25 protein-coding genes and 1 pseudogene are annotated in these 19,953 nt (G+C 67.5%); 14 read left to right on the top strand and 12 right to left on the bottom strand.

Features of this window, described 5'->3' with window-relative positions:
• The first annotated feature begins 70 nt into the window (after positions 1-70).
• The 4 genes from ACFQVD_RS08295 to ACFQVD_RS08310 are packed head-to-tail and all read left to right on the top strand — an operon-like array spanning position 71 to position 2,442.
• The gene (locus tag ACFQVD_RS08295; RefSeq protein WP_343966300.1) at positions 71-259 is read left to right on the top strand and encodes a hypothetical protein; all 189 of its coding nucleotides are present in this window, start codon (positions 71-73) and stop codon (positions 257-259) included.
• Complete coding sequence (locus tag ACFQVD_RS08300) at positions 256-681, top strand: helix-turn-helix domain-containing protein (RefSeq protein ID WP_343966302.1); 426 nt, start codon at positions 256-258, stop codon at positions 679-681. Before ACFQVD_RS08295 ends, ACFQVD_RS08300 begins: the two co-directional genes overlap by 4 nt.
• 29 nt (positions 682-710) lie before the next feature.
• Positions 711-1,586, top strand: coding sequence for an ImmA/IrrE family metallo-endopeptidase (locus ACFQVD_RS08305; protein WP_343966304.1), 876 nt, complete (start codon positions 711-713; stop codon positions 1,584-1,586).
• Positions 1,587-1,644: 58 nt separating this feature from the next.
• Positions 1,645-2,442 (top strand): hypothetical protein, encoded by a 798-nt coding sequence (locus ACFQVD_RS08310; RefSeq protein ID WP_343966306.1) that lies wholly within the window; start codon positions 1,645-1,647, stop codon positions 2,440-2,442.
• Between the two features lie 39 nt (positions 2,443-2,481).
• On the opposite strand, the gene ACFQVD_RS08315 is transcribed toward ACFQVD_RS08310, so the two are convergent.
• Complete coding sequence (locus ACFQVD_RS08315; protein ID WP_343966308.1) at positions 2,482-3,501, bottom strand: nucleotide kinase domain-containing protein; 1,020 nt, start codon at positions 3,499-3,501, stop codon at positions 2,482-2,484.
• Between the two features lie 46 nt (positions 3,502-3,547).
• On the opposite strand from ACFQVD_RS08315, the gene ACFQVD_RS08320 reads away from it, so the two are divergent.
• On the top strand, positions 3,548-3,949 hold the full coding sequence (locus tag ACFQVD_RS08320; RefSeq protein WP_343966310.1) for a hypothetical protein: 402 nt from the start codon (positions 3,548-3,550) through the stop codon (positions 3,947-3,949).
• 121 nt (positions 3,950-4,070) lie between these two features.
• Here ACFQVD_RS08320 and ACFQVD_RS08325 read toward each other — a convergent pair whose 3' ends face one another.
• From ACFQVD_RS08325 to ACFQVD_RS08335, 3 genes are all read right to left on the bottom strand, one after another.
• On the bottom strand, positions 4,071-4,427 hold the full coding sequence (locus ACFQVD_RS08325; RefSeq protein WP_343966312.1) for a hypothetical protein: 357 nt from the start codon (positions 4,425-4,427) through the stop codon (positions 4,071-4,073).
• Positions 4,428-4,660: 233 nt separating this feature from the next.
• Positions 4,661-4,843 (bottom strand): hypothetical protein, encoded by a 183-nt coding sequence (locus ACFQVD_RS08330; protein WP_343966314.1) that lies wholly within the window; start codon positions 4,841-4,843, stop codon positions 4,661-4,663.
• A 5-nt stretch (positions 4,844-4,848) separates the two neighbouring features.
• A complete protein-coding gene (locus ACFQVD_RS08335; protein ID WP_343966316.1) occupies positions 4,849-5,103 on the bottom strand; it encodes a hypothetical protein in 255 nt (84 codons plus the stop codon).
• A gap of 432 nt (positions 5,104-5,535) precedes the next feature.
• On the opposite strand from ACFQVD_RS08335, the gene ACFQVD_RS08340 reads away from it, so the two are divergent.
• Entirely contained in the window at positions 5,536-6,618 is a 1,083-nt protein-coding gene (locus ACFQVD_RS08340) for a hypothetical protein (RefSeq protein ID WP_386270769.1), read from the top strand.
• Positions 6,619-6,974: 356 nt separating this feature from the next.
• Here the strand turns inward: ACFQVD_RS08340 and ACFQVD_RS08345 are convergent, their stop codons facing one another.
• Positions 6,975-8,144 (bottom strand): hypothetical protein, encoded by a 1,170-nt coding sequence (locus tag ACFQVD_RS08345; protein ID WP_343966320.1) that lies wholly within the window; start codon positions 8,142-8,144, stop codon positions 6,975-6,977.
• A 19-nt stretch (positions 8,145-8,163) separates the two neighbouring features.
• Positions 8,164-8,856 carry a histidine phosphatase family protein gene (locus ACFQVD_RS08350; protein WP_343966322.1) on the bottom strand — a complete coding sequence of 231 codons (693 nt, stop codon included), beginning with the start codon at positions 8,854-8,856 and terminating at the stop codon, positions 8,164-8,166.
• Positions 8,857-8,914: 58 nt separating this feature from the next.
• On the opposite strand from ACFQVD_RS08350, the gene ACFQVD_RS08355 reads away from it, so the two are divergent.
• From ACFQVD_RS08355 to ACFQVD_RS08365, 3 genes are all read left to right on the top strand, one after another.
• Positions 8,915-9,853 (top strand): phosphotransferase, encoded by a 939-nt coding sequence (locus ACFQVD_RS08355; protein ID WP_343966324.1) that lies wholly within the window; start codon positions 8,915-8,917, stop codon positions 9,851-9,853.
• A gap of 37 nt (positions 9,854-9,890) precedes the next feature.
• Positions 9,891-10,919, top strand: a complete 1,029-nt coding sequence (locus tag ACFQVD_RS08360; RefSeq protein ID WP_343966326.1) for a hypothetical protein — start codon at positions 9,891-9,893, stop codon at positions 10,917-10,919.
• 233 nt (positions 10,920-11,152) lie between these two features.
• Complete coding sequence (locus tag ACFQVD_RS08365; protein WP_449343694.1) at positions 11,153-12,340, top strand: IS30 family transposase; 1,188 nt, start codon at positions 11,153-11,155, stop codon at positions 12,338-12,340.
• Positions 12,341-12,535: 195 nt separating this feature from the next.
• On the opposite strand, the gene ACFQVD_RS08370 is transcribed toward ACFQVD_RS08365, so the two are convergent.
• Positions 12,536-12,733, bottom strand: a complete 198-nt coding sequence (locus ACFQVD_RS08370; RefSeq protein WP_343976881.1) for a hypothetical protein — start codon at positions 12,731-12,733, stop codon at positions 12,536-12,538.
• Between the two features lie 375 nt (positions 12,734-13,108).
• On the opposite strand from ACFQVD_RS08370, the gene ACFQVD_RS08375 reads away from it, so the two are divergent.
• The gene (locus tag ACFQVD_RS08375; RefSeq protein WP_386270772.1) at positions 13,109-13,342 is read left to right on the top strand and encodes a hypothetical protein; all 234 of its coding nucleotides are present in this window, start codon (positions 13,109-13,111) and stop codon (positions 13,340-13,342) included.
• A gap of 269 nt (positions 13,343-13,611) precedes the next feature.
• Positions 13,612-14,181 (top strand): dihydrofolate reductase family protein, encoded by a 570-nt coding sequence (locus ACFQVD_RS08380; RefSeq protein ID WP_343976886.1) that lies wholly within the window; start codon positions 13,612-13,614, stop codon positions 14,179-14,181.
• A 241-nt stretch (positions 14,182-14,422) separates the two neighbouring features.
• Here ACFQVD_RS08380 and ACFQVD_RS08385 read toward each other — a convergent pair whose 3' ends face one another.
• The 4 genes from ACFQVD_RS08385 to ACFQVD_RS08400 form a co-directional block, all read right to left on the bottom strand.
• Entirely contained in the window at positions 14,423-14,635 is a 213-nt protein-coding gene (locus tag ACFQVD_RS08385) for a hypothetical protein (RefSeq protein ID WP_343976889.1), read from the bottom strand.
• A 10-nt stretch (positions 14,636-14,645) separates the two neighbouring features.
• Complete coding sequence (locus ACFQVD_RS08390) at positions 14,646-15,116, bottom strand: hypothetical protein (protein ID WP_343976892.1); 471 nt, start codon at positions 15,114-15,116, stop codon at positions 14,646-14,648.
• Positions 15,117-15,212: 96 nt separating this feature from the next.
• Positions 15,213-15,704, bottom strand: a complete 492-nt coding sequence (locus ACFQVD_RS08395; RefSeq protein ID WP_386274291.1) for a transposase — start codon at positions 15,702-15,704, stop codon at positions 15,213-15,215.
• Complete coding sequence (locus ACFQVD_RS08400; RefSeq protein WP_386270775.1) at positions 15,668-16,831, bottom strand: RNA-guided endonuclease InsQ/TnpB family protein; 1,164 nt, start codon at positions 16,829-16,831, stop codon at positions 15,668-15,670. Before ACFQVD_RS08400 ends, ACFQVD_RS08395 begins: the two co-directional genes overlap by 37 nt.
• Before the next feature lie 39 nt (positions 16,832-16,870).
• Between ACFQVD_RS08400 and tnpA the strand changes: the two are divergent.
• Positions 16,871-17,250: pseudogene (gene tnpA / locus ACFQVD_RS08405) on the top strand (IS200/IS605 family transposase); the annotation flags it as partial.
• On the opposite strand, the gene ACFQVD_RS08410 reads toward tnpA, so the two are convergent.
• On the bottom strand, positions 17,219-17,731 hold the full coding sequence (locus ACFQVD_RS08410) for a transposase (protein ID WP_364152716.1): 513 nt from the start codon (positions 17,729-17,731) through the stop codon (positions 17,219-17,221). The pseudogene tnpA and the gene ACFQVD_RS08410 overlap by 32 nt on opposite strands.
• Between ACFQVD_RS08410 and ACFQVD_RS08415 the strand changes: the two genes are divergently transcribed.
• Both ACFQVD_RS08415 and ACFQVD_RS08420 read left to right on the top strand, forming a co-directional pair.
• Positions 17,644-18,381, top strand: a complete 738-nt coding sequence (locus ACFQVD_RS08415; protein WP_343981441.1) for a hypothetical protein — start codon at positions 17,644-17,646, stop codon at positions 18,379-18,381. The genes ACFQVD_RS08410 and ACFQVD_RS08415 overlap by 88 nt on opposite strands.
• Before the next feature lie 557 nt (positions 18,382-18,938).
• Positions 18,939-19,796, top strand: coding sequence for an NAD(P)H-binding protein (locus ACFQVD_RS08420; RefSeq protein ID WP_343981445.1), 858 nt, complete (start codon positions 18,939-18,941; stop codon positions 19,794-19,796).
• Positions 19,797-19,953: the final 157 nt, after the last annotated feature.

Below are 19,953 nucleotides of genomic sequence, written 5' to 3' on the forward strand. Positions count from 1 at the left end.
GGAGGACATCGTCACCCTCGTCCTGGAACTTCTGGCGCAGCGACAAGACCGCGACCCCGGCGAGCTGCGCATGGAACTGGAACAGAGTGGCCAGGAGTTGCCGGTCAACTCGATCCTGGTCGTTGAGATCTTGACCCAGGTCGAGGCACGCTACGGCATCACCGTTCCCACTAATGAAGAAACCGCCCGCTCCACGCGGTCTGTGTACACCTTCGCCGCCACCGTCTTGAAGGTGATCAAGGAAAGGCGCCACTCATGACCCCTGCTTCGGCCGACGCGCGTAATCGCGACCCCGAGCTGGACCTGCTCGCCGAACGACTGCGCCGCACCCGCGACTACCTGGGCATGTCACAGCAATACGTGTGCGACATGACCGGCATCCCACGCTCCGCGGTCAGTGACATCGAACGCGGCGCCCGACGCGTCGACAGCCTGGAGCTCAAGAAGCTCGCCCGCCTCTACACCCGGCCGGTGTCTTACTTCCTGGCCAAGGAAGAAGACGCCGATCCGGGTGAGCACGCCCTGGCCGGGATGCCGCGCGCCCTGGTCGGCCTGACCGATGGAGACTGGGACGAGGTCCTCAGCTTCGCCGAGTTCTTGAAGTACCGGCGCGCGCAAGATGAGGCGCCGAACACAGAGCAGGACGGCGAACACGTGACGCCGTCCAGGCCGGCTGAGTGAACTGGGATGTCGCCCACACGGTCGCCGCGATGGCGGCCGTGCAGGCCCACCGCGACCTGGAGGTCGACCGCGATGACTACGTTGACGTGCACGGTGCGCTACGAGAAGCCGGGCTGGACGGGATGGCGCGGCCCATGCCACGCCTGTTCGGGATGTACTTCTCCCCGCATGATCGTGGGCCTGGGGTACTCCTGAACGCACAGTTGGACATCATCACCCAAAGGCATACAGCGGCACATGAATTAGGCCACCACCGTCTAGGGCACGGCACCGCCCTCGACAAGGAACTGGACCGCACCGTCGGTTGGGGAGATGGCAGTTGGCCGGATGAGGAGAAGACCGCGGAAGCCTTCGCGGCATGGTTCCTCATGCCCCCGCCCGCGGTGGGCTCGGCGCTTCGGCGGATCGGTGTCGAGCGCCCCCGGGTGCCCGAACACGCCTACCAAATAGCCCGCTGGCTGGGCACCTCCTACACCGGAACCGTGAACCACCTGCACCGACTGCGGCTCCTGACGCGAGCACAAAAGGCCGCCTGGCTGAAGACCAAACCCGCCGTGATCAAGACGACGTTGGCCGGTGGCCTGGTTCCCAGCAAGGCACATGTCCATGTGATCGACACGACCGTCCACCGGGCGACAGTGCGGGTGGACGTGGGCGACCTGGTCGTGCTGCGCACCCCCGGCGCTCACTTCGATGCGCTACCCGACTGCCTGGTCCCCACCGACAACCCGGAAGGGCAGCTGTTTTGGGACGAGGATGCCCCCGCAACTGTCGCGGAGGTCACCGACGCCCTCACCAGCACGGCCACGGTAACGGTTCGCATGCCGGGCGCTGCCGATCTGCTCGAGGTCACCATCGCGCGGCAGTCGCCGCGCGTCGGCGTCCTGGAGCTTTGGCCGACCTGACCGCGCCAGCTCCAGCTCTTGCCATGCCGCGCCAGCCGTCACGATCTCAGGAGCACTGATGCACACCTTCAGCGTCGCCGAGAAGAACACCTCCCTGGCCTGGGCCGCCGCCTGCCGGGCCCTGGATGTGAAGACCAATCCGGGACGGAAAGGTTTTCACACCGTGGTCCGCATCGCTGACGCCGCCGCCGAGGACCCGCAGATGCGGGCCCAGTTCGACCGGGTCCGCGACAAGTACAAATATGCGCCCATTGAAACGGTCGCCAACACCCTCTTCCCCACCGGACTGGCAGCCACCTGCTCCTCCCCCGAGGAACTGGTGCACCGCTACCAACAGATGTACGAGCGGCTCATGCGCATCGACCAGCACAACAGGAGCGGAACCTACTTCGGCCGCATCGTCGCCTACCCCGGCAAGAAAGGCCCGGTCGACCAGCTGACCACCCTGATCGCCCGCATTCGCCTACAGACCTCCACCAAGGGGCCGATGAGCGCCGCCTACGAGATGGACGTCGCCCACCCCCACGACACAGAACCGGAGGAGGGCACCTGGTCGACATCGGTCCACGTCGCCGGCACCGACAACAAATACCGCAGCTTCCCGTGCTTGAGCCATTGCTCGTTCCAGCTGGATCGCGAGCGCACCCTGCACGCGGTAGCCCTGTATCGCAGCCACTACATGGTGGACCGCGCTTATGGCAACTACCTGGGCCTGGGGCGCCTGCTGGCCTACCTGGCCCAGCAGGCGGAAGTACGTCCGGGCAGCTTGACGGTGATCGCTGGTCACGCCCAGATCGAGGAGCATGTCACCGCCATCCGCCCGGTGATTCAGACCCAGATGCAGCTGTCGACCTGATCAGCGCGCCGGCCACCGGGCTCTCACCGGCTGGAGCGCTTAAGCGTTGACCCCCCACTTGGGCGGGAACCACGCGCTCAAGTGGGCGGCATCGGCCCGGTACAGCTGCTTGATGCGGCTGCGCCCGCTGATACCGGCGACCTCCGGGTGCACCACTCGTGCGTACTTGTCGACCTCGCAGAACAGATTTTGGCAGTCGATCAGCTGCAAGGGACGGCCCCGCAGCCCCGTGAACGAGAGCCCAAGGCGGCCGAAGTGCTCTTGCTGGGTGTCCGCCATGTAGTGGATCACCTCGGCTTCCAGGCCGCCGGCCGCGGGGCCGAAGCATTTGCGGATCCCATCGCGGGCTCCTGGGCCCGGAACGACGAAGTCCATCTCTGAGAAGGACATCTGCGCTGCGTAGTTCAGGTCGATCAGGTACTGGTAGGCCAGGAACGGGCCGATCGCTGGGAAGCTCAGCAGGACCTCATACGCCTCGTGCATCGACGCGGACTGCTGCACCCGCTCCGGTGCCTCCTGGTCCATCATCAACGCGATGAGCCGCAGGTGGTTGCTGTGCTTGCGCTGCTCCCCCAGTGCCGGCGGAGGGGTGATGTAGGCCGCGGAGTACAGCCGCTCCCCCGCCGCGAACGCCTTCGACAGCACGCCGTCCAGGACCTGAAAGTCATATCCGCTCCAGGTCACCTCACCCAGGTGCTTCTCCAGGAGCTGCCATGTTTGGATCTTGTTGAAGACCTTGAACAGCATGGTGCGGAAGAACACCTCGCGCCACTCTTGGTCCCCGCGGTAGGAGACCTGGCCGATCAGGTACTGGCTGACCCGGTCCGCGGCGCGAAAGCAGTTCGTGAAGCGGTGCTGGGCCAGCACCGGATCCTGGCATGCGGGCGGCGGCGCCTCCCCTAGCCGCGCCAGGTACACCTGCTGCCTGGCCGCGGCGAAACGCCAATAGGTGTCGAACACCGGCGTAGGCCGCAGCGTCCGCCCGGCGATCCTCACCACAGTCGGCGGCTCACCGTCTTGCGCCTGAGGCCGGGACGGGGCTTGCAGCATGCTCACCATGCACGCAATATATATTGAATATAGATCATGGTCAGCGGGAGCGGCAATGAAACTGCTGTGGCGCGCTCGACGCCGCAACACCCTGGTTACCTGGCCCCAAGCCGTCGACGATCGCCTTGAGCGGCTCGTTGCCGCCGGACTCGCCGCCCACGAGAACGTGAGCCGCTCCCAACTGCTCGCTGCCCTAGTGGTCAACGCCGAGGTCTCCCCCGAGCACGTCGCCGCCCTGATACAGGCATATCGCAGCATGAGCGCCGACGCCCTGGACGACACCCCAGGTTCCAGTGCCGCCGAGGACTGGCCAGAGGTCCGCCACCCAGGCCCGCGCCGGAACGCACACCGCCCGAAGCCGCAAGGCAGCGCCCAAAGCGCGGGAGACGCCGACGACGTCGGTGATTCCAATGAGCCAGCACATCCGTCCGGCACCAGCCCGGCGGCAGCGTCCTGATGACAGGTGAGCGCGGTGGCCAAGCGCTGATCAGGCTCCCCGTTGCGGCTTCTACAGGCCGACGCCGGGGCGCGGTGCCTCAACCGGTTCGTTCCCAAATAGGCCGCTGCCAACGGAGGCGTCATCTGGCAGGGCCGGACTGGCGCGTGTAACAGCGCGGGCAGGTCACGGCGGTCGCCATGCTCGGCACCGTCCAGGAGTACCGGCACAGGAACGTACGGCGGCAGTGCACAACAGTGTCGTTGCTCAGCAACTCTCCGGCCTCCAGCGGACCTGCCCGGCCGCAGGACGGGCACGTCCACTCCGGTGGCATCCGGTAGCCATCCGGAGGTTGTTCCCGCGACACAGTGAAGTAGGCCCTGGTCCGCATCGGCGCCTCGAACTGGTCGGCGGTGTACCCGCAGCGAGCGCACCGCACGTGTTCCGGGTCGCCCGCCAGATCTCGGTTGAACAGGATGTTCACCAGCGTCCAGAGCATGGGCCATGCCTATCCTCGACGTCGACGTCTTCATCGGTGTCTCACACCGTGTGGTTTTTGTCGAGCACATCACGGCACCGCGCGCAGTTACCGAATTGTCTTTCAGGGATCAAGGCGTCGAGTGACCATCTGGCGCTGGTGCCTCGCCGGATGGTCGCGGGCTGGGCTACGGCTTTTGGGCCGGTCCCGGCCCGCACCATCCCAGGGAGGCCGGATCGGTTCAGGTCGGTTGGTTATTGCTTGTCGCGGTGGTGGTCGAGTAGTTGGGTGAGCAAGCCCATGGTGGCGGCGCTGGCGGCTCCGCCACTGAGCAGGGCGGTGGGCCAGGTGGCGCCGGTGGCCAGGGTGAGCGCGCAGGTGATGGTCGTCACCAGCGTGGTGGTGGTCAAGGTGAGAAGTACGGGCACGGAAAACATCGGGGTCACTCCTGAGATGGCGTCGCCGGGGATCCGGCGGTCTGGGCATCGGCCCAGAACGTGATGAGTTCGGTGTCGGTGAGCTCATCGCTGGGGCGGTTGGGCGGCGTACGTCCGGTGATCAGGGCCCAGACCGTCACCAGCAGGGTCAGCAACTGGTCGTCGTCGTGAGCCCACGGTGAGGGCGGGTGGCCCGGCCGGGTGCCGGTGACACGCAGCGGAGAGGCCAGGGCACGCGGGACAGCGGGGGCATGCGGCATGGGCGTCTCCTTCGTCGCCGGCGGGGGTGAGATCAACAATGGAGGCGCCGCTGGCCTGGCCGCCACCGGTTCAAACACCTCCGGACAACACCGGAGTAAACGGCTTCATGCGGGCGAAAACCGTTCCCGCTTCCCCGGGCGCTCCGCAGCGCGGCGGAGCTGGCCACTGACGTGGTCGGCTTTTCGAAGGTCGGCGCCCGTTCACATGCGACCTGCTCCGGTTACCTCCGCAGCGATCCGCTCTGATCCGGATCCCTTCGAGGTCATCCGGTCTCATCCGGACTCGTCCGGAGTTCGTTAGCGCAGGTCAACTACCTGTTAATCCCGGATGAGGCGGAAAATGCGATCTCCCCCAGCTTGACCACCCGTTAATGCCAATATGACTCCGGCTACTACCTGTAGATCACGGATCACTCATTTCGGCTGAGGGCGATGGTTGAACAACATCGTGATGCGGCGCTGCGCGCCTTCGTCGACCAGCTCAACGAGCTACGCGACCGGGCCGGCTCCCCGGCGCTGTCTCACCTATGCGCGATCTCGAAGCTCATCTCCGAAGACAGCCAGGATCGGATCCTGGCCCCCAGCACCACGCACGACATCCTGTCCGGCAAACGCAAACGCGTGCCGCCATGGGCGTGGGTGTCGTGCTTCGTGGCCGCGTGCACGATGGCCGCCGACCGGACCGGCCTGGATGTGCGCAGCATGGGGGACATCGAGGTGTGGTGTCAGCGATGGCGCGTGGCCCGCGATGCCCGGCCCGATCCCCCCGCGCCCACCCTGCGGCCGATCACAGCCCAGGCAGCCTCACCCGAGGCCGTACCCCACCCCGCACAGCGGCCCGCCCCCGCGCCGGGGGCGTCGGCCCGCGCTGATGTTCCCGGCGCGGGCCGACGTGCCCGGCCACCCAGTCCTCCAGCCACCCCGGCCGTCTTCACACCGCTGCCCGAGGAGCGGCAGCGGCTGCTGCAGATCTACGGCAGGACCGGTCTTCGCCTGCTGGAGCACAGCCAGGACGACAACAGTGAGGACTGCATGCGCCTGGCGGTCATCGCGCTGCTGAGGGGCTGGCCCCCGGAGGCGCTCCACTGGCTGCGCCGGGCCAGCGACGCCGGGCAGACCAATGCGGCGGGCCTGTTCAACCACCCCCATCGCCTGCAGGTCGCCGCTGAGCTCGCCTGCGGCTACGGCCGCCACTACCAGTGCTTTCCCAGCAAGCTCAGTGTCGCGATGTTCTTCTACCAGCTGGCCGCCAGACACGGTCACGCCGAGGCCGCCTACCGCCTGGCGGTAATCCACCAGGCCAAGAAGGAAGAGCGGCCGGCAGATAGCCTGCTCGGCCCAGCAATTGCCGACGGCCCTTTGCCGGTGACCGTTGAGCTGGTCACCGACGATGCGTTCACTCAGCTCCCCCGTGATCCGGATACGGTGCTGCGGCTGTTCCTGATCGACGAGGTCGACGGGCCCACTGCGGAGCCGCCCGCACCGGCCGGCGACCCTCCTTTGGAACTCACCTGAGCCCGGCACCGCAATGACCCGGCTAGGGGAATGAGGATGGTCAGGTCCAAGCTGGCGCGTGCCGACGACCACGCTCCTGTTCCCTCCCTCTCGGTGAGTTCGGCCGTTTTCGGGATTCGAACTACAACAACGTGTCTACCAGTGATTGCCCCATCACTTCAGGTGAATGGTTGATTTTTGTAATTCCCCACGATGCTTTCCGGGAGCGCCGCGACGCGGTGCCAGGTTCACTGGATGCGCCACCTCCGCAACCATCCGAGCCGACAGCCGAACCACCGCTGCCTGATCCGACCTATTTGGAGTCGACTGGGATCGCGTCTGGGGATCGAGAGCATCTGGGCACACGGCCTGCGGGTTCACGGGGTTGGCGCACCGGTCAGCTCCACTTCGTCATCCGGTTGCGGAATGTCGGTGCTGGTCATGGCGTGGGCCAGGACAGATTGCCGCATCACCCAATCGGCGTCGCCTTCGGTGATCGAGCGGTGAAGGTTGTCGATGAGCTGCGGGTCGGGGTGTGGGGGCCGGGCCCGGCGGGCGCGGCTGAAGTGCTTGAACAGCGCGGGCAGCTGCTCGGTGCGCACGCCGTTCTTCTCCTTGAGCGCATACAGCGGCAGGAACCACGTCTCGAACGTCGTCTGGGTGGCGGCATCAGCCTGGTGGCGCTCATACACCTGCGACAAGACGCTGGCGGCGCTGTAGGGCACGTGTCCGTGCAGGACGTAGCGCAGCCGCAGACCGTGGTGGGTGCGGAAGGGCTGGCCGTGCGCGGCGACGTTGAGGGCGGCGTTGGCGGTGGTGGTCATCACCGCCACGTCGGCCTGGAGCCGGCGGGCGGCGGCCAGGACCGCCACGTGCAGACCGGCCCGGGGGTCCAGCACCAGGCCCGGCAGGCCCACCGCCTCCAGGTCGATGCCGTAGGCACGGGTGCGCGACAGGATCAGCCGCGCCGGCACGTTACCTGCGGCGTTGCGCAGTTGCAGCGGGGCGCGCCGCCGAAAGGCGTGGATGTCCTCGCCGGCGACGACGGGCCGGGCCGGGTCGCGCTCGGCGACCAGGTGCTCGGCGACGTGGGCGCGGGTGGCCGCGTTTCCGCAGGCCCGGCAGGCATGGTCTGCGGTGCCGGTCATGTGCCCGCAGCCGGCGCACACCCGGACGCGTTCGCGGCTGATGGTCAGCGTCCCGGCCGACAACGCCTCAGCGATCATCTCCCGCGCCAGGTCGGCGACCGGGCGGTCGGCGTCGGTGACGATACCGCCCGGCGGCCAGGTGCCGGGGGCGTACTTGGCGGCGATCGCGTCGGCTTCGACGTCGGCCCGCGGCCGCCGGGGCCAGGTCGTGGTGTGCCGGTGGCGCAGGTCTCCGCTCAAGGTGACGGTGTTCCACAGGTGCGGCACCGGTGAGTGGCCCAGCAGCTGGTTCAGCGCCGCGGCGATGCGGATGCCGACCGCTTTCCCCGGCTTTTCCGCGAACGTGAATTCCTGGTTCTGTACCGGGCCGTTGAAGAAGAACAGATGCCGCGACACCATTGCCCTCCGCTCCTTTTTTCTAGATCGACGGCGCGATAATGATCGGCTTTATGATCGCGTCACCGCGCATCTCATAACGGATAATCGCGGCATTAGGGATTTTGGTCTCACGGGATTCGGTGACGACCTCTTCAACAGGGCGCGCCTCCAGCAGGGCGCGCAACGCCAGGATCATCGTGTGATGGGTGATGGCCACCACCACCGCCCTCGCCCCAGATCCCGAGTCCGGGGCGGTGTCGGTGCGCAGCAGCGCGAGAAAGCCCAGCGCCCGCTGCCAGACGCCACCGGCCAGGGACTCACCTCCGCCGGGCGGAATCCACAGGTGTTTGCGCAGCCGCCGATCCTCGGCCCCGTCGGGGTAGGTGGCGAACAACTCCTGCTTGGTCATGTAGGTCGCCTCCCCGTAGTGCTGCTCATCCAGCAACGCTGTGCGGCGCGGCCAGCCGCCGGACAGGTCGGGGAAAGCCAACTGCGCGGTGTCGATCGCCCGCCGGTAGGTGGAGGTGTAGACGCGCGCCCCGGCGCCCACCGTCTCGGCCAGGACGCCACCCAGCCACACCGCCTGGCGAAAACCTCGCGGGGTCAGCCCGACCACGGTGCGCGAGAGGTCATGGGCTACCTGCCCGCCGTACGGGCGCCGATCACGGTAAAAGCCATTGTATTTATCGGCGTTCTCAATTGACTCAGCATGCCGCACCACAGCCAATATCATGGATCCAAAGCTACGCCCCATCCCCCGGCGACCGACCCGGGTATGAAAGGAAAAGACCGTGGGCGACTGGGAATTCATCAAACACCGCACCGCCGCCGACGGCGAGGTATGGCGATCAGCCGGCGGCTTGTTCTACAAACGCACCGGCGACCAGAGCGTGCAGGCCGAAGCGGCCTTCCAGCGCCGGGCCGCGGGTCTCGGCTACCCCGTGCCGCAGATCGTCGACGACGGCGCCGACGGTGTTGAGGCGGGCCGGTACTTCTTCACCGAACGCAGCCTCGGTGAGACCTCCTTGCACGATGCGGCCCTGGCCGGGGCCGATGCCCACGGCCAGGTCGCCGAGGCCGTCATCGACGCCGCGGCCGCCATCTCGGGCCGGCTGCTGGCGGCCCAGGCGCGTACCCCGCTGCCAGGCGGCCCGCAGCAGGTACGGGCGTGGATCAGGCAGGCCGGATTCACCGACAACGTCTTCGCTGAGAACCCCGACCTGGACACCCCCCGCACCCGCGCGGCGCTCGATCGCGCCGCCGAGCGGTTGAGCGGCGTGCCGATGTGCCACAGCCACCTGGACTACGGGCTGCCCAACGCCTTCCCCGCCGGGGTGATCGACTGGCAGCACCACGGCCCGGCCCCGCTGGGATACGACGTCTACCCGATGCTCGACATCGTCGCCTTCAAAGGCGGCGGCAAGGGATACCGCATCAGCCCGGCGCAACGAGCGCGCTACCTGCTCGCCCTGGAGGAGGCCGCCCTGGAGGCGTACGGCCGGCCGCTGAGCGGTTACCTGCCCGACTTCCTGCTGGTCAAATGCCTGTTCTTCCTGGCCCTGATGCGGCCAGCCGACCCGCAGCGCCGTGACAAGCACCTCAAATGGCACTACCGCCGCGCCCTTTTCCAGATGGGACTGGAGCACTATGAGGACTGCACCACGATCGACACCGCCGCCTTCCCCACCCTGGCCGAGTTCACTGCCGGCGCCGCCACCACACCTCGATAACCCGCTGGAGAACCCGCTCGGTGGCCCGCTGCCGCTGGTGCGTGACCGCGACTACCTCATGGACCAGCACGGAGTGGTGTTCAAAGTCATCGGCGACGTCCACCCGGCCAGCCACTACCTCGGCTACGTCAAGTACCACCCCGACCCCCACGGAGACCGGCAACTGCTGGGCCGCACCTACCGGCAAAACAGCGTGGTGTCGAAATCCTTCGGCATCCTGGCCGAGCGGCCCGAATGCTACGTCTACTCCGACGTGCTGGGCTGCGTCATCACCGGCCTGCCCCGAGGGCAGGTGGCCCTGCACCACTCCTGCCGGACCGCGCTGAGCACCATCCACGCCAACCCCCACCTGGTGCGGAACGCTCGCGCGGGCGCGGACCTGCTGGCCATCATCGACCGGATCGTCTCCCTAGGGGCTCGCGAGCTGTTCGGTATCACCGGCTCCTTCCTGGTCGGCTGCTTCAACGACCGCTCCGACATCGACCTGGTCTGCTACGGCCCCGACGGCTACGCCGCCGCCCGGGAGCTGTTCGGCGTCGGCGACCTGATTCGGCCCTACGCCGGCGACACCCTCATGCAGCTGTATCTGCGCCGGGCCAAGTACATGGCCGGCAGCGCCTTCGACACCCTCATCAAGCAGGAACGGCGCAAGTTCCAAGGCCTCACCGCCGGTACCGGCGCGCACATTAACTGCGAGCCGATTCGCTGTGACTGCGATCAGACCTTCGCCCGCACCACGGCCAAGGAGATCGGCCACATGGCCCTGCTGGCGAAGATCACCGACCACCGCGAAGGACTGGTCACCCCGGCCCTGTACGGGATCAAGGTCAAGACGATCCTGTCGTCCACCGTGGACGAGCCCGACTCCTTCGCCCGCAAGATCACCCACATGCGGTCCTACCTGGGCGCCTACACCGGCGCGTTCCGAACCGGCGACATCGTGCACCTGTCGGGCAAACTCGTCCACACCCAAGACGACACCCAAGACGCCCACCGCAGCGGCTTCGGCATCGAACTCACCCCATGGAGCGTGACCGAGTCCTACCTGGCCACCCTCACCGGGTAGGCGCCGCCGCCCTGTCCGCGACCGAGCAGGACCGGGTGGAGCGGGCCGCCCGCACCGGCTGCGCCACACCTACGCCACCGCCTGGACCTGGGCGGTGCCGACCCCACCCAGGCCCAGGCACTCATGGGCCACACCTCCCCGGCGACCACCGCCACAGCGCGTGTTGACGACGCGCGAATGGTGACCCCGTGGCGGACGCCTGGGTTCTAGTGCTTGTCGCAACACACCTGATCATTAGGGGCGTGTTGATGGCGAGGCGAGGACCCAAGCGCAGGTTGGATGTCGAGTCGGAGTACTGGCGGCTGGTGCTGTCAGGCGTGGGGACGGTCGATGCATGTCGTGCTGTAGGCATCGGACGCAAGACCGGGTACCGATGGCGGGCGGAGAACGGAGGGCTCCCTCCGGCGCGGCTGGCTGAGACCGCCCGATCGAGTCGGTTCCTGTCGCTGCTGGAGCGACAGCGAATCGCCACCTTGCGGGCGCAGGGCCTGGGAGTACGCGTGATAGCCGAACGGCTCGGGCGATCTCCCTCGACCATCAGCCGAGAGCTGCGCCGCAACACACTTCAACACGACCGGGGCGTCTATGACGGCGACCTGGCTCATGTGCGGGCGCGGCAACGAGCCCGGCGCCCACGCCAAGGTCGCCTGCTGGCAGATGGGGATCTGCGAGCGGAGGTTCAGGCCAAGCTGGAACTGGAGTGGAGCCCCGAGCAGATCGCCGCGTACCTGCGCCGGAGCCGGCCCGACCGGCCGAGCTGGCACATCTGCCACGAGACGATCTACCGGGCGCTCTACCAGGGGGGAAAGGGCGGATTGAGCCGGAAACTCACGCGTCGGCTGCGCACCGGGCGGCCTCTCCGCAAACGCCGCCGCCGATCTAACCGACGCAGCCCTCGCTTTATCGCGCCCGCGCTGCTCATTGGAGGCCGTCCGAGCGTGGTCGAGCAACGCCAGCGTGTCGGGGACTGGGAGGGCGACCTGATCACCGGGCGGTTGAACCAGTCCGCCATCGCCACGCTCGTCGACCGCAAGAGCCGCTACGTGCGCCTGGTCGCGCTTCCGATCCGCCATGACGCGCAGGCCGTTCGCGATGGCCTCATCGCCGTACTGCTCGACATGCCGCCGTCAGTGCGGCTGACACTGACCTGGGACCAAGGAGCAGAGATGGCCCACCATGACCAGATAGCCGCTTACCTGAACGAAGGCGTGTTCTTCGCCCAGCCGGGCAGCCCATGGCAGCGCGGCACCAATGAGAACACCAACGGGCTGCTTCGCCAGTACTTCCCCAAACGCACCGACCTGTCCGTCCATACCGCGGCCGACCTACGCGCCGTTGAAGAGCGTCTCAACACTCGCCCCCGCAAGACGCTCGGCTGGCGCACTCCAGCCGACATTTTTGATCAAGCTCTGGCACTATGACTATCCGTCACCGTTGCGATGATCACTCGAATTCACCCTAGAACCCAGGCGCCGATAAGGGGTCACGGTTCGAACGACGTCGACAAGCGCGCTGGTGCCACCGAGCAGGCCGCCGGCGCCGAGCACGTCTTCGCGTAGCCGACCCCGACCCCGACTCCGTTGGCGTGGCCTGCCCTTCTAGGCCAGCAGGCGGCGTCAGCGCGGGTGCTGCTGGTCATCCGGCGATGCGATGACGTTGTTGGCGGCGGCGAGCACAATGCCGAAGGTGGCCCCAGCAACACCCAGCGCCTTCGGCCAGGAACTGCCGTCCGCCACCACGAGCGCCGCGGCGGTGACCGCCAAGACGAACGCGGCGCCAAAGACAACAGCGGCTCGAACACTGATGAGAGGCATGTGATCCCCCAAGGCGTTGGGCGAGGCCTGGTGACCCCGCGCTGGCCTACATCATGGAGATCTGCCGCGTTAGTGTCAGTCTCCCCTGTTTCAGCAGGTCAGAAGGGAAAAAGGGCGCCATCCCACCCGGACGAACCTAACCCCAAGGGGTGTCACGACCGTCCGGCCCGCCAGGGGAGTGCGCGTCGCGGCGGTGATCTCGTCGGGATGTCACCCCTTGGGTTTCCGCCATCGTCGAGCGCGTCTTCGCGTAAGCCGCTCAGAGGGTGTTGCTGAACCTCGCCGTCGCTGTTGATCATGCGAGCGATGTGCCACCTGGTGACTCCGACGCGGCTATTCGGCTGAGGACGGCCGGTCCGAGTGCGGTCCCAAGTCGTGCCTGGTGAAGATGGCGATCAGCAGACCGACGGGCAGCCCAGCCTCGTGAAAGTGCTGGTCGAGATGAAGTTCATAGCGGTTGCGCCGACCAACGCGCTCACGTGTGAGAAAGCCCGCCTGCTGCAGGTCGGTCACGATGGCCTGAACCCTGCCTTCGATGATGCTGGCTGTGTTGGGTTCTTCGGGAGGCGGTTGGGGGCCGATTCCTTGATCAATGTCGGTGAGTTTTGACGTCACTCCGGGCTGTCTGGGTGGCCGGGCGGTGGCTGTTTGGCGAGGATGTCGTGGAGGGGCAGTAGGTCTCGCAGGGCGCTTCGAGACCCGTTGCGAACCTGAACGCCCCGAGCGCCCGAATCGGTCGCGCGCTCGGTCTGCGGTCTGGTTCGCATCACGACGGTGTTGAGCAGGTGGGATCGGGCGCCGATGAGAAATGGCGCCGACAGTCGTCTAAGTAGACGTCCGGTGAAAACGCGCTGCGCGCATCAAGGGAGAGCAACGAGATGAGACCACTTCGATACTCGATCAACGTCACGCTCGACGGCTGCTGCCATCACGAGGCAGGGCTCCTCCCGGACGAGGAGTCGATGCGTTACTGGACCGCTGAGATGGAGCGAGCCGATGCCCTGCTATTCGGCCGGGTGACCTACGAGATGATGGAGTCGGCGTGGCGGAAGCCGGCCACGGACACGTGGCCTGACTGGATGGATGAGTGGCAGATCCCGTTCGCCGAGACCATCGACCGGGCGAAGAAGTACGTCGTGTCGAGCACGCTGAGCGCGGTCGATTGGAATGCCGAGCTGGTGCGAGGCGACTTCGGGCAAGCGGTTCAGCGGCTCAAGCAGGAGTCAGGCGAGGGCCTGTGGGTGGGTGGCGTGACGCTCCCCCTGGCGTTGGCAGATCTGGGACTGATCGACGAGTACGAGTTCCTTGTGCAGCCGGTCCTTGCCGGACACGGGCCGACGTTGCTCGCCGGTCTGCGCGAGCGCATCCAGCTCGAGCCCGTGGACCGCCGTGAGTTCCGGTCGGGGGCGGTCGCCCTGCGATACCGGCCCACGCGAGTTACGGCTTGACGTGATTTATCCTGGCACGTTGGCCGCTCCCTCGCGACGGAACGACGGCTCGGAGTCGCGTTGGCCGTGCCCCCGAACGCGCGGACATATCGACGGGGGACATCGCCCCGAGGTGCCGGTAGCGGACAGGGCAAACGTTGCGAATCGCCGTATACAGCTCGACCTTGGTCGCCGATATGCGCATGGGGCCCCCAAACGGGAGAAGCGCACCGACTCTCCCACCGCAAGAACCCCACTGCCGTCAAAACTCGGCGACATCACCCCTCACCACACGAAGCCGCCTTCCCTGCCCCAGCAACAAACGCCTCCGCAACTCACGTACATAGCCAGTGATGCCCAGCGTGACAGCGATGTCGCGGATCCGTGCCTCTGGAGCGCGAGCGATCGCGATCAGCACGTGGGCGTGGTGGGTGATGAACGTCCAGGTGCCGCAGCTGTCGTCGGTTGCGTTCACGGGGGTGCGGTCAGGCTTGGTAGCGGCGGGCGGCGGTGTCGGGGCTGACATCCAGAACGGCAGCGATCTCGTCCCAGGTGGCGCCGGTCGCTCGGTCGGCGGCGACGGCGGCGGCGGCCAGGACGGCGCGGGCCTGGGCGAGCAGGGGCAGGGCGGCGGCGGTGTAGCCGGCGATGGGCCCAGGCTTCCAGCCGGTCTGCTGAGTGGGCGGGGCGAGGTCTTCGGCGTGCAGGTCCAGGGCAAGCTTCCCGGCTGCCTGTGCGAGGCGTTCGGCCTGGTCGCGGATGTGACGGCGCTGCTTGCGGGTGTCGTCCTGGCGTTGGTGGCGCTGGGTAAGGGGGCGCCAGCGTCTGGCGCGCGTGCGGCCGAAAGCCCACCGGCAGGCGTCGGAGCAGTACTTGCGGGGCCATCCTCCGCGGCGGTCCGCTGGAGGGGGCAGCGGCGCCTCGCAGTTCAGGCACTGCTCGGTTCGAGATCCCATGAGGACGCTCACCAAAGGGGTTTCGTGGTCGCATGGCTGCGGATCAGGCTGTCTCGTTTGCTGGGTTGTGAGACAGGTTAGCCCGCACCGGCGCGGTCACGAAACCCTTCCCCAGGAGGTCCTGGCGCGGGAGCTGCGGGTGAGGCGGCGCGTCATCTGGATGATCGCCGACCAGGTGATCATGATTTCGCTGTGCTGCGGCAGCCGTTCATGGTCGCGGATATTGCGGCGGGCGCGCAGCACCCACGACAGGCTGCGCTCCACCACCCAGCGTTTGGCCAGCACGACAAAGCCCTGGGCGCCGCGCGGCCGGGAAACCACCTTGACGGTGAGGTCCAAGAAGGTGCGCGCCCACTCGATCAGCGATCCCGCGTAGGCGGAGTCGGCCCAGACCAGGGTGATCTCGGGATGGGTCAGGCGCAGCCGGAACAGCAGCTCGCGGGCGCAGTCCCGGTCGGGGGTGTCGGCCGGGGTGACTATCACCATCACGTCAGCTTCTCGGCCGTAAACGACCGAGCGTGCAGCTCCTCGCCGTCGATGGGTTCGACGGTTCAGGCCGCGTCGTCGGCAGCGTGACTCACTGCCCAGCCCGCCACCCCGCGCGAGGCGATGTTGCGGGCCGCGTTGACGTCGGCGTGCTCAGCGAAGCCGCACGACGTGCAGGAGAAGGTCGCCTGGCCGGGCCGGTTCCTCTTGTCCACATGCCCGCAGGACGAGCAGGCCTGCGAGGTGTAGGCCGGATCGACGTGGACAACGGCGACGCCCTGGCGGGCGGCCTTGTAGGCGATGAAGCCCCCCAGCTGGTGGAAGCTCCATGAGTGCAGCGTGACCCGCTGGGGCTTGCGGAGCCGTACCCGGTCACGGATGCCCTGGAGGTCTTCCAGGGCGATGCCTTGCCCGGTGCGTGCAGCCTCGGTCACGATCTGCTTGGCGATGATGTGGTTGGTGTTCGCGGCGAACCGGGCCTCGGCCCGGCGACGCCGCTTCAACAGCCGTTTGGCGGACTTGGTCTGCTTGGCCTGCAGGCGGCGGCGCAGCTCGCGGTGGCGGTGGCGGACCGCGTTCAGGGTTTTGCCGCTGTGGCGAACCCCGCCACTTGTGGTCGCGATGTTGACGATTCCCAGATCCACCCCGGTGAACCCGTTCGGGGTGCGCACCGGCACGTCCGGCAGGTCGCAGGTGGCGATGAGGAACCACCTACCGTCGCGATACAGCAGGTCCGATTCGCCCTTGCGGTAGGCGGCCAACGTCGTGAGCTGATCGGCAGAGGCGGTGAACGCCACGTTCTTCATCCGCCCGCGCGTGGTCCAGATGCTCACTGTGCGCGCCTCCATCTGCCAGGACAGGCAGCGGTCGTCGAACGGGTGGGCCGCACCGGGGCGAAAGACGATCGGCGTGGCCAGGGCCCGCTCGCGCCGCGCGGAACCGGGCCTGCCCACGTTGCCGTTGCGGATATTGGCGTGCAGCGTGGCGTAGGCGTCGGCGACCTTCTTGACGACATGCTGCGCGGCCTGAGCCGCCAGCCGGTAGTCGTCCTTGATCTGCCCGTAGGCGTGCCGGCGCAGGTCGTAGTTGCGAAACACCCGCCGCTGGTGGGCGAGCGCTGCCACCCAGGTGGCCGCGGCGTTGACCGCGCGCAGGGTCGCCTCCAGCGCCGCCGCCTGCTCGGGCGTCGGCAGGAGTCTCACCTGCACCACCAGCTTCACAACGCCCAAACTATCCTTTGGCCCATGTCACCGTGATAGGAATCCGACCTGCGCCGGGGCCGGGGCCGAACCGTTGTCCGCACGCTGCACGCGCATTCGGTCTTCACACCCGGGCATCGGTGCGGGGTCTTCACCGGCGCACCGCCGCGCCGCTGCGAAGAAATCATGATCGAGGTGTGCGGCTTGTTGAGTTCAACGGGGAGCGCGACCATGTCCGCCTGCTCGTCGGCTGCCCGCCCAAGGTCGTCCTTGCGGCCCTGGTCGATTCCCTCAAGGGCGTCTCGGCCCGCCTGCTGCGCAAGGAGTATCCCGCTGTCCGCAGGTATCTGCGGGGCGGCCGCTTGCGGTCTCCGTCCTACGTCGCCGCCTCCTGCGGCGGCGCCCTTTTGCGCCTTGTCAAGAAATACATCGAAAACCAGGAGCGCCCGGACCAACGACCGGACGTTCACAACCCCAGGACCGGGAAGCGATTCCTCCCGGGCGTGAACACCCGGGGTTCCTCGCTAGATAACGCTGAAGCCCATCCGGATCGACCACAAGATGTCGCTTCCTCCCATTGATGCGTTTTGCCGGGTCAAAGCCGCGAGTGGCCTTGCTGACCGTTTCCGATCCCTTCACCGACTGCGAGTCGACGATGAGGGTGACCGCACTAGGACAGCGGCCCTTGCACAGCCGGATCGCGCGGCGCAGCTGGTCCCGGATCTGGCTGACCACCCCCTGCCGCGCCCAGCGCGCGAAGTGCCCGTAAATCGTGGCCCACGGTGGGAAGTCGGACGGGATCACACGCCAGGGCGATCGACGAGAACGGCCGGCTGACCCACGTGGGCGACATCGAGGACAAGTTCGAGGCCGCCCACCGTAGGGGCTGGCGCCTGGTGGCGCCCCGGGAGAACCAGGGCGATCTCGCAAGCGCCCGGGACCCCGCCGCGATCGTCTTCGCCGACGATCTCAAGGACGCCGGCAGGCTCGCCAGACGCTGGCGCACAGGCCGCGCCCTCGTGGCGCTCGCGGTGGTCTTGCTCCCCGCGGCTGCCGGGTATGGCGTCTACCGGTACACCGTCACTGATATCCCAAGGCTGAGAGCCGACGCGACCACGCAGACCGGTGCGGCCGCCTTCGAAGCTTTCGTCCGTTCGCACGAACGCCAGATCGTCTACATCGACATCAGGTGCGAGTCCTACGCGCCGGATGCAAACACGTCGGATGCAAAAGAGATCGATCCGCGATCGCACTGCTGGTTCCAAGGGCAGGACAACTACAGCGACGAATCCCCCACAGCCTTCTTACTGAGCACCTTCTCGCACGCCGCAACCGCCTACGAATGGTGGAACGGCCCCTCCCACGACTCCTGGGCCGGGCAGGGCGTTCTCCTCACCTACTTTCCCCAGAAGCCGGTCGGCAGCAGCACGTTCTTCACCCAGAACAACGGAGATGGCAGCAGCGGCCCAGGCGGCCTCGAAGCGAAAGGCTACTTCGAGATCGTCATCTCCGGAACCGGCGCCGTGGGCCCGCCTGGCCTGGACATCGTGGACCTGCGCCCACGCTCGGCGCCCTCCTGAACACCCACACCGCACGGCACCCCGCCGCCGTAAACACTGGGCACGCAGGTCAAACCTGCTCGGGTGACAGCCGCCTGTGGCGGATGCCCGCCCCGAGCAACTCGGCGTGGGCGTCCATGGTTGCGTCGGTCAGAAGCAGCAACAAACGTTCACGGGTTTGAGCAACGCCAGCGGCTCAACGGGCGAAGAAATGTCGATGAGATTCAGCAACAGTGCAGCGACCTTCGGTGTTGCCTTGCCTCCCTCTTCGCCTGAATGCGTGAGGGCGGGGACGCAGTCCCCGCCCTCGTCGGGGCTCAGAGCCCCCCAGCTGTCGGCGTACACCCGAATGCGCACCGGCCGGTACGGCCCGGACGTGCGCCATTCCTTGGCTGGTTGGGGGTGTGCCGTGCAGAGCTCCGACGACGAGGTGGTGTCTCTCAACGTTTGAGCCTCTGATCGAACTGCCGCAAACGCCCAGGTGGGAACGTTCCATGTGCGAGACTGGCCGGACCTGTCCTACTGTCCTCGGCAGCGGGCCCGCACCCATCGTTCGTTTCCACAGAGAGAGGTTCTCCATGACCATCCTCGTGACCGGAGCGACCGGCACCGTGGGCAGACACGTGGTCGATCGGCTCGTCGCGGCCGGACGACCCGTGCGGGCGCTCACCCGCAACCCGGAGGCCGCCGGGCTGCCCGACGGCGTCGACGTCGTCAAGGGCGACCTGAACCGTCCGGGCGAGCTGTCGTTCGACGGGGTACAGGGCGTGTTCCTCATCGCGGGCCTCTTCGATCCAGAGCACGCGACCGACCTGGCGCAAGCATTCGTCAGCCGCACCGTGGCGGCCGGGGCCGCCCGGATCGTGTCCCTGACCAGCTCTGGCGTCACGAGCCGGCGAGCCGGCTTCTACGAGACGCTGCACGCGGTGGAACAGATCGTCGAGAAGTCCGGGGCGGCCTGGACCCACGTACGGCCCGGCGAGTTCGCCGTCAACAAGCTCGACGTCTGGGGCGAGTCCATCCGGACCGAGAACCTGGTCCGCAACGCCTACCCCGACGGCATCGGCGTGCCGATCCACGAGGCCGACATCGCCGACGTCGCGGCGATCGCCCTGCTCGAGCACGGTCACGCGGGCCGGGCGTACGACCTGACCGGGCCACAGGCGCTCACCCACCGGCAGCAGGCGGAGGCGATCGGCGCCGGGCTCGGCCGTGCGATCGCGTTCGAGGGGCTGACGTACGGGCAGGCTCGCCGGGCCTACATCGAGGGCGGACTTCCGATGGAGGTCGCCGAGTTCATACTGGGCTACCAGGCCGAGTACGCGGAGGAGCCCCCGGCGGTCTCGCCCGCGTTCGAGCAGGTGACCGGAAGGAAGGGCCGGACGCTCGCGCAGTGGGCGGCCGACCACGCCGCTGAGCTGGACCCGGCCGCCTGACGGCCGACGGCACGAGGCGGGGCGGCGGGGGTCTCGGCCCGCCGCACCGCCCCTTCTGTCGGCGACGCCCGCCAGCGCCGCCCGTGATCCGGCGCCTTCGTCACGGCGCGCTGTCGCTCCCCAGTGAGCAGTGAGTGCGCCAGAACCACGGAGGGCT

This window comes from Streptosporangium amethystogenes subsp. fukuiense (genome assembly GCF_042665875.1).
Taxonomy (GTDB): Bacteria; Actinomycetota; Actinomycetes; order Streptosporangiales; family Streptosporangiaceae; genus Streptosporangium; species Streptosporangium fukuiense.

Excerpts from the sequence above, each read along its gene's own strand:
- ACFQVD_RS08300 (WP_343966302.1), top strand. The coding sequence starts at position 256 with ATGACCCCTGCTTCGGCCGACGCGCGTAATCGCGACCCCGAGCTGGAC.
- ACFQVD_RS08305 (WP_343966304.1), top strand. The coding sequence starts at position 711 with ATGGCGGCCGTGCAGGCCCACCGCGACCTGGAGGTCGACCGCGATGAC.
- ACFQVD_RS08325 (WP_343966312.1), bottom strand. The coding sequence starts at position 4,427 with ATGCTCTGGACGCTGGTGAACATCCTGTTCAACCGAGATCTGGCGGGC.
- ACFQVD_RS08295 (WP_343966300.1), top strand. The coding sequence starts at position 71 with ATGGAACTGGAACAGAGTGGCCAGGAGTTGCCGGTCAACTCGATCCTG.
- ACFQVD_RS08335 (WP_343966316.1), bottom strand. The coding sequence starts at position 5,103 with ATGCCGCATGCCCCCGCTGTCCCGCGTGCCCTGGCCTCTCCGCTGCGT.
- ACFQVD_RS08345 (WP_343966320.1), bottom strand. The coding sequence starts at position 8,144 with ATGGTGTCGCGGCATCTGTTCTTCTTCAACGGCCCGGTACAGAACCAG.
- ACFQVD_RS08420 (WP_343981445.1), top strand. The coding sequence starts at position 18,939 with ATGACCATCCTCGTGACCGGAGCGACCGGCACCGTGGGCAGACACGTG.
- ACFQVD_RS08310 (WP_343966306.1), top strand. The coding sequence starts at position 1,645 with ATGCACACCTTCAGCGTCGCCGAGAAGAACACCTCCCTGGCCTGGGCC.
- ACFQVD_RS08370 (WP_343976881.1), bottom strand. The coding sequence starts at position 12,733 with ATGCCTCTCATCAGTGTTCGAGCCGCTGTTGTCTTTGGCGCCGCGTTC.
- ACFQVD_RS08390 (WP_343976892.1), bottom strand. The coding sequence starts at position 15,116 with ATGGGATCTCGAACCGAGCAGTGCCTGAACTGCGAGGCGCCGCTGCCC.
- ACFQVD_RS08315 (WP_343966308.1), bottom strand. The coding sequence starts at position 3,501 with ATGGTGAGCATGCTGCAAGCCCCGTCCCGGCCTCAGGCGCAAGACGGT.
- ACFQVD_RS08330 (WP_343966314.1), bottom strand. The coding sequence starts at position 4,843 with ATGTTTTCCGTGCCCGTACTTCTCACCTTGACCACCACCACGCTGGTG.
- ACFQVD_RS08320 (WP_343966310.1), top strand. The coding sequence starts at position 3,548 with ATGAAACTGCTGTGGCGCGCTCGACGCCGCAACACCCTGGTTACCTGG.
- ACFQVD_RS08350 (WP_343966322.1), bottom strand. The coding sequence starts at position 8,856 with ATGATATTGGCTGTGGTGCGGCATGCTGAGTCAATTGAGAACGCCGAT.
- ACFQVD_RS08380 (WP_343976886.1), top strand. The coding sequence starts at position 13,612 with ATGAGACCACTTCGATACTCGATCAACGTCACGCTCGACGGCTGCTGC.
- ACFQVD_RS08340 (WP_386270769.1), top strand. The coding sequence starts at position 5,536 with ATGGTTGAACAACATCGTGATGCGGCGCTGCGCGCCTTCGTCGACCAG.